This is a genomic window from Spirosoma arcticum (assembly GCF_054779955.1).
Genome location: NZ_BAAGXG010000026.1, coordinates 62798 through 77880, shown reverse-complemented (window position 1 = coordinate 77880; position 15083 = coordinate 62798). Strand labels below are relative to the sequence as shown.

Genomic DNA, 15083 nt, shown 5'->3' with positions numbered 1-15083 from the left:
CTCTTCCATTTCGAACAGAGCCGTTAAGCCCCGTGCTGCCGATGGTACTGCCGTCAAAGGCGGGAGAGTAGGAAGGTGCCACCTGTTGATATTTAGAGTAATGAAAAGGTCGCTTGCCAATTGGCAAGCGACCTTTTCATTACTCTAAATATCAATAAGAAATAATGTCCATCAGCTAAGGTGTTAGTGCAATCAGAAATGCTCAAGCAAAAGCTATTTCTTGGAGATCTGGCAATGTGATCTTTTCTATAATTTGTTCTTCGAGTAAGTTTGCCCATTGGTTCATATAAGCTGCAACATCATCACGGACATTGTGCTTTAGATGACGTGTCTCAACTGGAAAACGAATTAATACCTGTCGGTCATCCAGTTTTTCGAGGTGCTTAAGGTCTTCGAGCATTAATCCTGCATTCAACATCTCGTTGATGACAAGATCAATTGGCATCTGACTGGTTGAGCAATAGTCATCAACCTGTTCGTTCCAATCGCCATACCGTTGCATTGCATATTGGTGGATCTGGTCACGATTGAGTTTAGTAAGTTCCTGAGCGAGATTACCACAGTTGCAGCCGCCCATGTGTCCCCATTGGTAGGGCGCACCATTCTTCAGATTACGAGCCGTACGGCGTAGTGCATCGATTAGTTCGGGGGTAGGTCTTGCCATAGCTCAAAGTTGGTTTCTACTGTCTCGTAAGTATATTTTGTTTGCAAAACAGCCTGTTTCTGAATTTTGTTTGCAAGCTCTTGGTTAATCTATTTTTTTTGAAATAAGCTCATTTGCACTATTTAGCGCACTAATTCCATCAAATCTTTATCATTCACTTCTTTGCGGATATCAGCCATATCTAAGAATCTCGTATAAATGCCATCCAGCGTAGGTTTGTCATAGCGGTAGCCCAAGAGTTCGAGACGGTGCTTTAGCGCATGACGACCAGAGCGCGCGGTAAGCAAAATCAATGACTTATCAACGCCTACATCCTGAGGGTTCATGATCTCGTAATTCTCCGAATGTTTAAGAAATCCATCCTGATGAATACCGGACGAGTGAGCGAATGCGTTTCGACCAACAATGGCCTTATTGGCTTGTACGGGCATGTTCATCATTTCCGCGATTAGATTGCTAACAGGAAATAACCGAGTTGAGTCGACATTCGTGTGGAAGCCCAGCTCTTTCTTTACCTTGAGTGCCATCACTACTTCTTCGAGAGAGGTGTTGCCCGCCCGTTCGCCAATACCATTCATTGTCACTTCTATCTGACGAGCACCGTTCATGATGCCCGCCAGCGAATTAGCCGTTGCTAAACCAAGATCGTTGTGGCAGTGGATAGAGATAGTAGCTTGGTGAACATTTGAGACATGTTCGTAGATGTAAGCAATCTTACGTCCATACTCATCAGGCAAGCAGTACCCAGTAGTGTCAGGTATATTTACGACAGTAGCTCCGGCTTTAATAACAGCTTCGGTGAGTTGAGAAAGAAACACCAGATCGGCTCGGCCCGCGTCTTCAGCGTAGAACTCCACATCTTCTACGTACGTCTTAGCGTGCCTAACCGCTGCTACTGCCTGCTCCAGAATTTTTTCGCGTGTGCTGGCAAATTTATTATGAATATGGATGTCCGACGAGCCAATGCCTGTATGAATACGACTCCTCTTCGCATATTTGAGCGATTCACCGGCTGCGTCAATATCACCTTTCACTGCCCGGCTAAGCGCACAGATCGTCGGCTCAGTGATTGCTTTTGAAATTTCAACGACAGATCGAAAATCGCCGGGACTTGAAACCGGAAAGCCGGCTTCGATGATATCGACGCCCATCCGCTCTAATTCTCTGGCTACCACAATCTTCTCTTCTGTGGTTAATTGACAACCGGGTACCTGTTCACCATCTCGTAAGGTAGTGTCGAATATATAAACTCGCTGGCTCATCGGTTAGATACCTTTCTATGTAAAAAATTAATGTAAATGGACTCTTTCAATCGAAGAAAGCATTCATATCAAGATATGTCTTTTCTTATCCTTTTTCAAGAGCCTCGTAGCAGTTAGTAAACGAACTCCACCATATAAAGAAATCACTGCGAAAATTCGCTAACTGCGTAATTACACTGTAAAAATAGCGGTTTTCAGGAAGTCTACAATTCGTAGAAAAATATTATGTGTAGCTTAACAAGCTATACTATCAGGTCGTTAATTGAGTAAGCAACTGGCCTGCCATTAATTGAGTACCCAAAACTTTTTCAGGCGTTGTGAATCTATCAGCAATATCGCTCGTACGAAAACCAGCTTTTAGAACCGCATCTACGGCTTGAACAACAGCCTCAGACTCTATTTTCAGCCCAAACGAGATATCAAGCATAAGGGCAACCGACAGTACGGAGGCTAAGGGATTAGCCACGCCTTTGCCCGTAATATCATGAGCTGAGCCATGAATGGGTTCATATAGGCCGGTCGTGTCGCCTATCGACGCTGATGCTAACATGCCCATCGAACCTGCAATTTGACTGGCTTCATCAGTTAATATATCGCCGAATAGATTACCCGTCAGCACAACATCGAAGCGGCACGGATCTTTGATGAGCAGCATTGCAGCGGTATCGACAAACTGATGCTCAACGGTAATTTCTGGGTAGCGATGCGCTATTTCTTGCACAATTTCGCGCCATAGCCTCGACGATTCCAGCACGTTTGCTTTATCAACTGAGCATAATTTCTTACGGCGATTCATTGCGGCTTCAAAGGCTTTTACGGTAATTCGTTCTACTTCATAACGGCTATAAATCATGGTATCATAGGCAGTGTTGCGGTCATCAGAGCGGCCCCGCTCACCAAAATAAACATCGCCGGTTAGCTCGCGGAAGAAAAGAATATCAGCTCCCTTTAAAATTTCCGGTTTAATACTCGACGCACTTAACAACTCATCGAATAGCTTGATGGGCCGTAAGTTGGCATATAAACCTAACGCTTTGCGGATACCCAGCAAACCCTGCTCGGGTCGGATTTTAGCTGAAGGATCATTGTCATATTTAGGATGACCAACGGCACCAAACAAAATTGCATCTGATGCTTTGGCTTTCGTAATAGTTTCCTCTGGTAAAGGACTGCCGGTTTCTTCGATTGCAGCGTGACCGATCAGAGCCGAGTCAAACGTAAATTCGTGATTGTACCTGCGGCCAATGGCTTCTAAAACCTGTTTGCCAACGGCCGTTACCTCCTGACCAATGCCGTCGCCAGCAATTACAATTATGTGTTTTTTCATTCGTCCACTTTTGCTATGCGTGTGCTAAATCAAAGCGTCGAATGTCGCTATTTAAACTTAACAGGTAATCAATATCGTCGTAGCCGTTCAATAAACACGTTTTCTTGTAGGTGTTGATGTCAAAGTTTTCTTGCTCACCCGTTTCTAACGAAATCGTTTGAGTCGGCAAATCGACGGTCACCAGCATATCCGGATTTTGGGTAAGCCGGGCGAATAAGACTGTCAGGAATGAGTCGGACACTTGAACTGGCAATACGAACGTATTTAGGGCATTGTTCCGAAAAATGTCCGCAAAAAAGCTGGAGACTACCACTCGGAATCCGAAATCATGAATGGCCCAGGCTGCGTGTTCGCGGCTACTGCCCATCCCAAAATTCCGACCGGCCACCAGAATCTGCGCCCCATATTGACCTTCGTAATGCGTTGGGTCATTCAGAACAAAATCAGTCTTTTTGGTGCCATCGGGATTGTATGCCCAGTCGCGGAACAGGTTTTCGCCGAAGCCCTCGCGCGTGGTCGCTTTCAGAAATCGCGCCGGAATAATCTGGTCCGTGTCGATGTTCTCAATCGGCAGCAAAACCGCTTTAGTTGTGAGGATATCGAAAGTTTCTTTACTCATTATTGCCTTAAGTTTACACTAACTCCCTTACGTCGACCACCCTGCCGGCCACCGCAGCGGCAGCGGCCATGATAGGACTGGCCAGAAAGGTTCGTGAACCCGGTCCCTGACGGCCCTCAAAGTTGCGGTTAGATGTGCTGATGCAGTATTTGCCCGCCGGAATCTTGTCTTCATTCATACCTAAGCAAGCTGAACAGCCCGGTTGACGCAGTTCAAAACCGGCGTCGATGAAGACCTGCTCCAATCCTTCGGCTTTAGCTTGGTTCGACACTTGTACCGACCCAGGTACGATCCAAACTTCAACGCCCTCGGCTTTTTGCTTGCCCCGAACATAATCGGCCACGACGCGCAGGTCTTCAATGCGGGCGTTGGTGCAGGAGCCGATAAACACATAGTCAACGGCTTTATTGAGCAGTTCCATACCCGGTTCCAAACCCATGTAAGCTAAAGACTTGGTATACGAAGCCAGTTCATGGGCCGGAATTTCACTTAGGTTTGGGATATGTTCACTAATGCCAATACCCATACCAGGATTGGTGCCGTAGGTAACCATTGGCATAATGTCAGCAGCATTATAATTTAATTCAACATCGAACTGGGCACCATCATCGGTTTTCAGTTCGCGCCATTTAGCCACCGCCTGGTCGAAAGCCTCACCCTTGGGTGCAAAACGCCGACCCTGTATGTAAGCAAATGTTGTATCATCGGGAGCAATCAAACCGCCACGGGCACCCATTTCGATGCTCATGTTGCAAATCGTCATCCGGGCTTCCATCGATAGGCTACGGATAGTCTCTCCCGCGTATTCAACAAAGTAGCCGGTGGCTCCGCTGGCCGAGATTTTGGAGATGATGTACAGAATAATGTCCTTCGACATGACGCCTTTGCCCAACTGCCCATCAATGTTGATGCGCATCCGTTTAGGCTTGTACTGTAGAATGCACTGCGTAGCCAGCACTTGCTCCACTTCGCTCGTGCCGATTCCAAACGAGACGTTACCAAATGCGCCGTGGGTGCTGGTATGACTGTCGCCACAGACGATGGTCATGCCAGGGAGAGTTAGACCAAGCTCCGGCCCAATAATGTGAACAATTCCCTGAAACGGATGGCCCAGGTCATATAGCTCCAAACCAAAATCAGCACAGTTCCGGCGCAATGTCTCGACCTGATGCCGCGATAGAGCCTCGCGAATGGGCAGGTGCTGATCTTTAGTGGGCACGTTGTGGTCGGCGGTGGCGGTGGTGCGGGCCGTATTGAACACGCCAAGGCCACGCTTGCGCAAGCCGTCGAGCGCCTGTGGACTGGTAACTTCATGGATGAAATGCCGGTCGATAAACAACGCGTCGGGGTGGCCTTCAGCTTGTTTAACGACGTGGGCGTCCCAAATTTTATCGAAAAGCGTAGTAGGTTGATTCATTAGGCAAGATTAATAATAGTCGCTCCTTTAGGTAACGAATGTTTCAGAACCTCACGCATTAATGGTATGAGCGGCTCCAAAAATGGGAAGGCATTCTCAAAAGCATTCAGAACTAAGACGGCTATCAGGTATTTATCGAAGTTTTGCTGATGTTGCAAATTCTTGTCGAAGGTGACAAGTACATCAAAATTTTCAGCCAACATCAATGCCAATAATTCGCCGTTCTTTTCACTTTGCCAACCCATATCACGAACTGTGTATATCTGTATTCGGGAAAATGCTGCTTCAAAATCTTGGGCAAGTTCTCGTCAATCAGCAATTTCATAAATTAGATGCAACAGTTTGTCATTGCTAAATGCCTTACCAGCTAATTCAAGAACAGCAACAACTTGCTCTTGTGTGACTGACGGAAAATCGTTTAAGAAAGCATCTATCGAAATACCACTCTCCAAATGCCAGAACAAAGATTCGACTGGCACCCGTGTTCCTGTAAAAACAGGTGTGCCAAATTGAATCTCAGGATCAACGGTGATCGGGCTTGACATACATCTATCTGATTAAATTAAGAATTCAAACAAATCGGGTTTGTCGTTCAGATACTCGAAGTGAATTTTGGCTTCGTGCATCCGGCTGAGTAATGGGTCAAAGTCGGCTTTGGCTTTCAGTTCGATACCAATCAGAGCGGGGCCTCGTTCCCGATTCGTTTTCTTGGAATACTCGAATAAGGTGATGTCGTCGTTGGGACCAAGGACGTTATCCAAAAACTCGCGCATGGCCCCGGACCGCTGCGGAAACCGGACGATGAAATAATGTTTCAGGCCTTCGTACAACAGCGACCGTTCTTTTATTTCTTCCGTTCGGGTGATATCATTATTACCACCACCAACTAAACAAACTACGTTTTTACCCTTGATTTCGTCTTTTAGCAAATCTAATGCGGCAATGGTGAGCGCTCCGGCGGGTTCGGCCACGATGGCTTCTTCGTTATAAAGCTGCAAAATGGTTGTACAAACTTTACCTTCTGGCACCAGCACGACGCGGTCAAGGTTTTTGCGGCAGATCTCAAACGTTGTATTACCCACACGCTTAACGGCTGCCCCGTCTACAAACTTGTCGATCTCATCAAGGGTCACCACATGGCCCTCATCCAGTGACGCTTTCATTGACGGTGCCCCCAGCGGTTCAACACCAATAAGTTTGGTTTTGGGGCTAAGCTGTTTAAAAACCGTTGAAACGCCCGAGGCCAAACCGCCCCCGCCAATGGCCATCAGCAAATAGTCGATTTTAAAGTTGGAATCTTTGAAAATTTCCAACCCTACGGTGCCCTGTCCTTCCATGACTAACACGTCGTCAAATGGGTGAACAAACGTGCATTCGTGGGTATCAACGTAGGCCACGGCCGCGTGGTAAGCGTCGTCATACGTATCACCGATCAGTACAACCTCCACAAACTCTTTCCCGAACAGCTTGACCTGCTTCACCTTCTGATTCGGCGTAGTAGTCGGCATAAAAATAATGCCCTGAACGGCCATCTTCCGGCAGGCGTAGGCCAAGCCCTGAGCATGGTTACCGGCACTGGCACACACGACGCCTTTCGACAGCGCATCGGCGGACAGGCTGGCCATCTTGTTATAGGCACCCCGGATTTTGTAGGACCGGACAACCTGCAAATCTTCGCGTTTTAGAAAGATGTTTGCTCCGTACCGATCTGAGAGGTTGATATTCTCCTGCAAGGGCGTATGCACAGCTACCCCCCGGAGCCGTTCGGCCGCCAGATAAATATTATCCAGATCGGGAAATGCAATTTTCGGTTCTGCTTCGGCTACCATATTCATGTAAAGGTGGGAGCGTATTTCGTGTTGAAGCCGTTGGTCAAACTATTACAAATATACAATGTACCGCCCCTAACAACTTATACCTGTAAATCCTGACTAACTGCGCTCGGGGCGCAGGCCACGAACAGCCGTGCCAGCCTGCCACATTTCCGATTCACGCAATTCAGACAGTTCAACTTCGAGCTTTTCGCGGTAGTCGGGCTGGGAATTGCGGGTGATGGAAATCGCGGCCTGTTCTTCCGACTTTACTGAATTGTAAAGTTGCTCGAACACGGGCTTGGTCGCGTCGCGGAAGGGTTTCCACCAATCGAGGGCACCCCGCTGAGCGGTCGTTGAGCAGTTGGCATACATCCAATCCATGCCGTTTTCGGCCACGAGTGGCATTAGTGACTGCGTGAGTTCTTCGACTGTTTCATTAAACGCTTCTGATGGACTATGGCCATTGGCCCGCAGAACTTCGTACTGAGCCGCAAAAATCCCCTGAATTGCCCCCATCAGCGTACCGCGTTCGCCGGTCAGGTCGGACGTTACCTCGCGGTAAAAGTCAGTCTCGAACAAGTATCCCGATCCTACGCCAATGCCCATGGCGATGCACTTTTCACGGGCACGACCCGACGCGTCCTGGTACACGGCGAAGCTGGAATTCAATCCTTTACCTTCCACAAATAACCGACGCAACGACGTGCCTGAGCCTTTAGGTGCAACGAGAAATACATCAACATCGGTGGGAGGAACGATACCTGTTTTGTCTTTGTAGGTTACGCCAAATCCGTGCGAAAAATATAATGATTTACCGGGTACCAAAGCCGCTTTGACGGTTGGCCACAGCTCGATTTGGGCGGCATCGGAAAGCAGAAAGCAGATAATGGTGCCTTTTGATAAGGCTTCTTCAATCTCGAACAGCGTTTCGCCCGGCACCCAGCCATCGGCTACGGCTTTGTCGTAGGTTTTGCCTTTGCGTTGCCCAACGATGACGTTGAACCCGTTGTCGCGCATGTTGAGCGACTGGCCAGGTCCCTGCACACCATAGCCAATAACGGCGATAATTTCGTTAGCCAGCGTTTCCTGCGCCTTCTCCAACGGGAACTCATCCCGCCTAACTACTTGTTCATCAACTCCTCCGAAATTAATCGTTGCCATGTTTCTTGTTTTTTGGTATTCGTATTTTAGGTTAATTCGTTACAGATGATACGCCCAGTCGGCTTCGGGCAGGTACTCAACTAATCCCTTCTCGGTTTTGCCAACAGCTACCCGGCCAGAGCGGACGAATTCAAGAATTTCATACTGCTTCAGGTAATCGAGAAAGGCGAAAATATCGTCGTTATTACCGGTTTTCTCGACAACTACGTAATCGAGGCCCCAATAAACGACCCACGCTTTGTACTGCTTGTTAATCGTTTCGACATCCAGCGATTTAGCCCCTAACGGCGTCGCGATTTTATACAGCGCAATTTCGTTAAATACGACCTCATCGTTAAGATATCCAAATACAGCCATCACCTCCACAATTTTCCGAATCTGACGCACCAGTTTTTCGACCTCCTCCCGCGACTCGTGTCGGATAACAATCGTGAACCGTGATACGCCTTTGCGCTCGGTTTCCGATACGGTCAGGCTTTCAATATTGATGCGTCGGCGCGTGAAAATGATTGTGATGCGATTAAGCAACCCGATGCTGTTTTCGGTGAATATGCAGATGGTGTAAGTTGTCATGATAATCGTATCTGCGAAACACTCGCTCCCGATGGCACCATTGGAAACACGTTTTCTTCCTTTTCCACGATTACTTCGAGCAAGAAAGGGCCGTCGTGGGCCAGCATCGTGTCCAGCGCATTGGAGAGATCGTCGCGTTCCGAGCAGGTTTGCCCATCCATGCCGAAACCACGGGCAATGGTGATAAAGTCGGGATTTTGTAGTTCCACGAATGAGTAGCGCCGTTGGTGAAACAACTGTTGCCACTGCCGGACCATGCCCAGAAAGTTGTTGTTCAGAATAATAGCTTTCACCGGCTGCTTGTTCTGAACGATAGTGCCGAGCTCCTGCAAGGTCATCTGAAAGCACCCGTCGCCAATGATGGCCACCACCTGACGATCAGGAGCGCCAACCTGAGCACCAAACGCGGCTGGCAGCGCAAACCCCATCGTTCCCATACCACCGGACGTCACAAGACTGTTCGGTCGCCGAAACTGGTAATACCGCGACGCCATCATCTGATGCTGCCCAACGTCGGTTACCAAAATGGCTTCGCCTTTAGTTTTGGTCGAAAGCAGATCAACGACCTCTGCCATCTTGATTTTGCCGCCATTGTTGGCTAATTCAGGTACCGTGATCTGTTCGTACTCAATGGCTTCATATTTCCGGAATTCGTTGCGCCAGACAGTATGGTCATTCGGATGAACAAGCGGAATCAACGCCTTCAACGCTTCTTTCGCATCGCCTACAACGGGCGCATCGGCGTGAATAATCTTGTCAATTTCGGACGGGTCGATCTCGATGTGAATGACCTTGGCCTGCTTAATATACCGGCTGGCATCGCCCGTTACGCGGTCATCGAAGCGCATCCCTATGGCAATAATGACGTCGGCCTGATCGGTCAGTACGTTGGTGCCGTAGTTGCCGTGCATTCCTAACCAGCCCACATACAGTGGATGATTCGTTGGGATGGTCGACTGCCCCAACAACGTTGTTGCCACGGGAATACCGGTTTTCTCGATGAACGTCCGCAGTTCGTCCTCGGCTTTGGCAATTTGAACGCCATGACCAACGAATATGTAGGGTCGTTTAGCGCTGTTAATCAGGGCAGCGGCTGCTTCAATCTGTTCCGTTTTGGGGACCAGACGCGGCCGGTAGCTGACAATGGACCGGCATCGTTCATAAACGAACGGTTTGGTCAGCATCTCCAACTGCGCACTCTTGGTAATGTCGATCAGCACCGGCCCCGGCCGCCCCGACTGCGCAATGTAAAACGCTTTAGAGATAACGTCGGGCACTTCGTCGGCGTCGGTAATCTGGTAATTCCATTTGGTAATAGGCATCGTAATGCCCATCACGTCGGCCTCCTGGAACGCGTCGGTGCCCAGCAGCTTCTTACCGACCTGCCCCACGATGCACACCATCGGCGTCGAGTCGATGAGGGCGTCGGCAATGCCCGTAACGAGGTTGGTTGCCCCCGGTCCCGACGTGACCAAGCAAACCCCCGCCCGGCCCGTAACGCGGGCGTAGCCTTCGGCTGCGTGGGCCGCGCCCTGTTCATGACGCACCAGAATATGATTGATACGGTCCTGAAAGTCGTACAGTGCATCGTAGACGGGCATGATAGCCCCGCCCGGATACCCAAAAATGGTGTCTACGCCTTCGGCCACAAGCGCCCGCATGAGGGCTTGTGAGCCATTGATGTATGTTGTTGCTGGTATCGCTTTTGAGGCTTCCGGCTTGATGGTTATTTCGGGTAAGACGCTGACCGCTTCCATTCGATTGTGCGTTTTATATTATTTCGTTTGTCGTTTACTGTTTTTCTACCTCTACTTCTTTGTGGCTATCAGGATTCCCGTCGACCAGGCCATTTTGACGATTTGCAACTCTTTCCGGCTTTCTAAGTCAGCGACCAGCTTATTAACATTGTCGCCGTGTCCTGCTGGCCAGTTAGGTTGGGGCAGCATGTCGTCAATGATGTAAATTCCTCCTGCTAACAGCGAATTCAACGCAGCATCGAGATTTGCGTATTTACCGGGCCAGGCATCTGCAAAGATCAGGTCGAACTGCTGGTCTTTGTTTTCGTCTAACCAGTGCCCTGCGTCGGTGCAAATGAGTTGCAAACGCGCATCATCGCCCAGAATTCGATCCGCCACAGACTGATACTCCGTCTCGTTGTCTATTGATATAAGCGACGAATCTGCATCCATTCCGGCAAGCAGCCAGGCTGTTGCCAACCCCGTCCCTGTACCGATTTCCAATACCTTCGCACTTGGCTTCGACCCAATCAGAGTTCTCAACAACGCTCCGGTTTGCAAGTCAGAAGGCATCGAAAAACCGATAGCCTGACTGACAATCTGTATGTCAGCAAATCCTTTAGGTAAACTATCAACTGCGTCGCTGTACATACAATGATTCAATCAACTTAAATTTCATCCGTCACGCATCCTTCACTCGCACTTTTCACATGTCGGATGTATTTACCCAGCACGCCCGTTGTGAAACGCGGAGCTGGTTGTTTCCATTCGCTTTTGCGGTAGGCTAACTCTTCGTCGGACACGTGCAGCGTCAATTCTCGGCCGATGGCGTCGAGAGTGATTCGGTCACCGTCTTTGACAAGCGCAATCGGACCACCATCGAAGGCTTCGGGCGTCACGTGGCCGACCACAAAACCGTGCGTACCACCCGAAAAACGCCCGTCGGTGATAAGCGCGACTTTATCGCCTAAGCCCGCACCCATGATGGCTGAGGTGGGTTTGAGCATCTCGCTCATGCCGGGACCACCTTTCGGCCCAGAGTTACGAATAACAATAACCTGACCCGGTAAAATCTCACCCTTCTGCAAAGCCTCGATTACCTCACCTTCGTGTTCGCATACTTTAGCTATCCCCTCGAAACGCTCACCTTCTTTGCCCGTAATTTTAGCGACCGATCCCATCGGTGACAGATTACCGCGCAGAATTTGAATATGGCCCGTTTTCTTGATTGGGTTTGTAATCGGGCGCACGATAGACTGGGTCTCAAAGTTCAGACTTGATACATCGGCGAGGTTTTCGGCGACGGTTTTGCCCGTCACGGTCAGGCAATCGCCGTGAATCATGCCCTGCTCGTGCAGGTACTTCATCACGGCCGGAACGCCCCCAATTTCGAGCATATCTTCCATGTAGTACTTGCCACTGGGTTTCAGATCGGCCAGAAACGGCACCCGGTCGCTAACGGCCTGAATGTCATCGAGCTCGAGGGGAATGCCCGCTGAACGTGCAATGGCGAGGTAATGCAGCACTGCATTTGTCGACCCGCCAAGCGCCATCACAACCGTCAGCGCGTTTTCAAGCGATTCGCGGCTGATGATGTCGGCGGGTGTAATGTTTCGTTCGAGCAGCACCCGCATGGCCGCGCCAATCTTTTTGCACTCCTCCTGCTTACCCGCGTGGGTAGCCGGGTAGCTGCTGCTGAAGGGCAAACTCAGCCCCATTGCCTCAATGCTGGCCGCCATTGTGTTGGCCGTATACATGCCGCCACAAGCTCCCGCACCGGGAATCGAGTTCTGGATAACGCCTTTAAAATCTTCGTCGGAGATATTCCCGGCGTATTTTTTGCCAAGGGCTTCAAACGCCGATACAATATCTAATTTCTGTCCCTTATAATGGCCTGACCGAATCGTGCCACCGTAAACCATAATGGCAGGGCGGTCGAGCCGAGCCATGGCCATAATTGCACCGGGCATGTTCTTGTCGCACCCAACTACGGTCACAACACCGTCGTACCACTGAGCCGCCACTACCGATTCAATTGAGTCGGCAATCAGGTCGCGGCTGGGCAGTGAATACCGCATACCGTCGTTCCCGTTGGTCATGCCGTCCGACACTCCAATGGTGTTGAAAATAAGGCCGATTAAGCCGCTGGCTTGAATGCCCTGTTTCACGTAAACCGACAAACCATTCAGATGCATGTTACACGTATTGCCTTCGTAACCGGTGCTGGCAATACCTATCTGCGGCTTTTGCATATCTGCTTCGGTCAGGCCAATGCCATATAGCATCGCTTGTGCAGCCGGGTTACTGACTTCCTGCGTAAGGGTAGCACTGAATCGATTGAGTTGCGTATCGCGTTCGGTAATCATTTGACCATTTAGCGAAATTTCGCTGATAGTGTAATAACACCGTAAATAAAGATCATATTATTAGAACAGACAAGAAAAATTGGGGGTGTGGTATTAAATTATTAACGGAGTACGGACATTTGCTGACTACTTCGCTAAGCACATGATAACGGAAAATGCATCTTACTATAATCATTTGGAGCAAATGTCACTTCATAACTTGCTCATCAATATAAATAAGGAAGACAAAACAGTCCCAGACGCCGTTGAACAGGCCATTTCGCAGATTGAAGCGTTAGTAACGCAGATTGTAGCCCGCATGCGTGATGGTGGCCGACTGATTTATATTGGAGCTGGTACAAGCGGCCGCTTAGGCGTAGTCGATGCATCTGAGTGCCCCCCAACGTACGGTGTACCATTCGATTTAGTGATTGGGCTGATGGCCGGGGGCGACGGGGCCATCCGCAAAGCGGTCGAAAACGCGGAAGACGATGCCGAACAGGCTTGGAAGGATATCGCACTGTATCAGCCCACGCCGACCGACACCGTCATCGGAATTGCAGCATCAGGCCGGACGCCGTACGTCATTGGCGGGCTGAATCAGGCGCGGGCTGCGGGTTTGCTCACGGGTTGCGTGGTCTGTAATCCTGGCTCAGCGGTGGCACAGGCGGCTGAATTCCCTGTGGAGGTTGTAACGGGACCCGAGTTCGTGACAGGCAGCACCCGGATGAAAGCCGGAACCGCTCAGAAACTGGTACTGAACATGATTTCAACCGCCGTAATGATTCAACTGGGTCGAGTGAAAGGGAATAAGATGGTAGACATGCAGCTAACTAACATCAAGCTACAGGATCGGGCGGCTAAAATGGTGATGAGTGAAATTGGCGTTTCGCGGGAGATGGCCGAAGAACTGCTGGCTAAGTTTGGGAATGTACGCGGAGCAATTGACAATTACCAGCGCGTTTAGATCAATCGTACATTTCGCCCTGCCGGTTGTAGTTGACCGCACTTGGTCAGCGTTTGTGCGGTCTCGGCTAAGCACTTAATGAGTGAAAAGCAGCCGACTTCCGGGGTGACTTTAGCCAAAAACAGCGGGTGCCGTTGCCGGTCGATGGCTAAATGCCAGCCAGTGTGTTTAGGATCGGGGAAGTGGGCGAACGTGTACTCGTGGATACGTTTAAACCACTTCGAGCAGTCGGGATGCTGGGTTTGAAAATACGCTTTCACTAAACACGAAACGGCCTCTACCTGCACCCAGGCCCATTTCTGCTGCGCATCGGGAAAGATCGACGGCTGACTTTTCATGTCGACGTACAGATTGAGTCCCCCCGTTGCTTCATCCCAGGCCCGTTCGCACATCCGCAGACACCACGCTGTAGCCTGCATCTTCATTTTCTGATTACCGCTTTCGGCGCAGAGTTCAAGTAGATATCCTGCCGTTTGAAACGTCAAACCGGTGTTTAGCCGTCGGCCTTCGGGCGTGTTCACAAACGCACCGTCGGGCAGGATACATTCGCGCAGCGTGTCAGTGCGTCGGTCTACGAACTCGTGCATAAGCTCATGCAAAACCGCATCAATCGCTTCCTTTCCAGACTCCTCGTCCAGCAGTGATTGCATCTCCAACACGGTTCTCAACAGCGTTGATGCTTCGTTGAGATGGCATAGCTGCCGAAGCCCGCCAATCTCTCGTTGCTGAGTACGAGTTTGCTCCCGCCGTTGCCGTAAATTTTCAAACGTTTGCTTAGCCAGCACGGCCCACTCGTTCTCATCCGTAGCGCGGTAGAGTTGTACGTACGCCATCACCACCGAACAGGCTGGCAAGTAATCCGTTGCCAAGACAAGGGGTCGGCCCCGTCGGTCGAGCCGGGCGTAGCAGTCGAACGTAGTGGTATGAGCATACTCACGGAGAAAAGCACCCCCGTGCCGGGCGTGAGCCAGCCAGGTGGTTTGCCCATCGAGCGTGTTGTAGAGCCAGGCAAACGCCCACGTTTGTCGGGCCTGTGCCATTACAAATTTATCGCCCTCAATCACCTCACCCGTTGCCGACAATGCATCAAAATGCCCACCACATAGCTCATCCCGGCCATTTTTGAGCCAGAACGGCACAATCTGGCGCAGCAGAGCCTGTTGGTAGTCGGCGGAGAGTTTTTGGAAGTCGAGCACAG

General features: G+C 50.0%; 15 protein-coding genes. 1 reads left to right on the top strand and 14 read right to left on the bottom strand.

What is annotated here, in order from left to right:
* Positions 1-202: 202 nt before the first annotated feature.
* The 13 genes from ACYVHB_RS30615 to ilvD form a co-directional block, all read right to left on the bottom strand.
* Positions 203-664, bottom strand: a complete 462-nt coding sequence (locus tag ACYVHB_RS30615; protein ID WP_461055840.1) for a hypothetical protein — start codon at positions 662-664, stop codon at positions 203-205.
* 122 nt (positions 665-786) lie between these two features.
* Positions 787-1926, bottom strand: a complete 1140-nt coding sequence (locus tag ACYVHB_RS30610) for a 2-isopropylmalate synthase (RefSeq protein WP_461055839.1) — start codon at positions 1924-1926, stop codon at positions 787-789.
* Between the two features lie 250 nt (positions 1927-2176).
* Positions 2177-3253: a 3-isopropylmalate dehydrogenase gene (gene leuB, locus ACYVHB_RS30605; RefSeq protein WP_461055838.1), complete on the bottom strand. Its 1077-nt coding sequence runs from the start codon at positions 3251-3253 to the stop codon at positions 2177-2179.
* A gap of 13 nt (positions 3254-3266) precedes the next feature.
* Entirely contained in the window at positions 3267-3872 is a 606-nt protein-coding gene (gene leuD / locus ACYVHB_RS30600) for a 3-isopropylmalate dehydratase small subunit (RefSeq protein ID WP_461055837.1), read from the bottom strand.
* A 13-nt stretch (positions 3873-3885) separates the two neighbouring features.
* A complete protein-coding gene (leuC, locus tag ACYVHB_RS30595; RefSeq protein ID WP_461055836.1) occupies positions 3886-5289 on the bottom strand; it encodes a 3-isopropylmalate dehydratase large subunit in 1404 nt (467 codons plus the stop codon).
* Entirely contained in the window at positions 5289-5534 is a 246-nt protein-coding gene (locus tag ACYVHB_RS30590) for a DUF5615 family PIN-like protein (protein WP_461055835.1), read from the bottom strand. Before ACYVHB_RS30590 ends, leuC begins: the two co-directional genes overlap by 1 nt.
* A gap of 63 nt (positions 5535-5597) precedes the next feature.
* Positions 5598-5834, bottom strand: a complete 237-nt coding sequence (locus tag ACYVHB_RS30585) for a DUF433 domain-containing protein (protein ID WP_461055834.1) — start codon at positions 5832-5834, stop codon at positions 5598-5600.
* A 12-nt stretch (positions 5835-5846) separates the two neighbouring features.
* Positions 5847-7118, bottom strand: coding sequence for a threonine ammonia-lyase (gene ilvA, locus ACYVHB_RS30580; protein ID WP_461055844.1), 1272 nt, complete (start codon positions 7116-7118; stop codon positions 5847-5849).
* Between the two features lie 102 nt (positions 7119-7220).
* The gene (gene ilvC / locus ACYVHB_RS30575) at positions 7221-8264 is read right to left on the bottom strand and encodes a ketol-acid reductoisomerase (protein WP_461055833.1); all 1044 of its coding nucleotides are present in this window, start codon (positions 8262-8264) and stop codon (positions 7221-7223) included.
* A 39-nt stretch (positions 8265-8303) separates the two neighbouring features.
* Complete coding sequence (gene ilvN / locus ACYVHB_RS30570) at positions 8304-8837, bottom strand: acetolactate synthase small subunit (RefSeq protein ID WP_461055832.1); 534 nt, start codon at positions 8835-8837, stop codon at positions 8304-8306.
* Positions 8834-10594: a biosynthetic-type acetolactate synthase large subunit gene (gene ilvB / locus ACYVHB_RS30565; protein ID WP_461055831.1), complete on the bottom strand. Its 1761-nt coding sequence runs from the start codon at positions 10592-10594 to the stop codon at positions 8834-8836. Before ilvB ends, ilvN begins: the two co-directional genes overlap by 4 nt.
* 51 nt (positions 10595-10645) lie before the next feature.
* Positions 10646-11224 (bottom strand): O-methyltransferase, encoded by a 579-nt coding sequence (locus ACYVHB_RS30560; RefSeq protein WP_461055830.1) that lies wholly within the window; start codon positions 11222-11224, stop codon positions 10646-10648.
* Between the two features lie 17 nt (positions 11225-11241).
* Positions 11242-12939, bottom strand: coding sequence for a dihydroxy-acid dehydratase (gene ilvD / locus ACYVHB_RS30555; protein WP_461055829.1), 1698 nt, complete (start codon positions 12937-12939; stop codon positions 11242-11244).
* A gap of 142 nt (positions 12940-13081) precedes the next feature.
* Here ilvD and murQ point away from each other — a divergent pair, with 142 nt between their 5' ends.
* Positions 13082-13885: an N-acetylmuramic acid 6-phosphate etherase gene (murQ, locus tag ACYVHB_RS30550; RefSeq protein WP_461055828.1), complete on the top strand. Its 804-nt coding sequence runs from the start codon at positions 13082-13084 to the stop codon at positions 13883-13885.
* Here the strand turns inward: murQ and ACYVHB_RS30545 are convergent.
* Complete coding sequence (locus ACYVHB_RS30545) at positions 13882-15081, bottom strand: AGE family epimerase/isomerase (RefSeq protein ID WP_461055827.1); 1200 nt, start codon at positions 15079-15081, stop codon at positions 13882-13884. The two genes, murQ and ACYVHB_RS30545, sit on opposite strands and share 4 nt — an antisense overlap.
* Positions 15082-15083: the final 2 nt, after the last annotated feature.